Genomic DNA, 243 nt, shown 5'->3' on the forward strand with positions numbered 1-243 from the left:
CTGCCAGTCGTCGATAAACTATTTCATATCATCATGGCGCAATCACCTAAGCAAGGAAGCAATAAACAGGGCATGATCGAACAATTTCATCAACCTTCTAATGCAGAAATGCATCAAAAAAGCTTGATCAAAGCCATTAAAGAACTTTCACCTGTTTTGGCAGATGTCATTCAGCAAGGTGTAGAGAAAGGGACATTTCAAACGAAGTATCCGCAAGAGACGGTTGAATTTCTCCTTGCTTCT

Annotated in this window: 1 pseudogene; it reads left to right on the forward strand. The window is 40.3% G+C overall.

Going from position 1 to position 243, the window contains the following annotated elements:
* Positions 1 to 243, forward strand: a pseudogene (locus SB775_RS32980) (TetR/AcrR family transcriptional regulator); the annotation flags it as partial.

The organism is Peribacillus sp. SIMBA_075 (assembly GCF_046534585.1).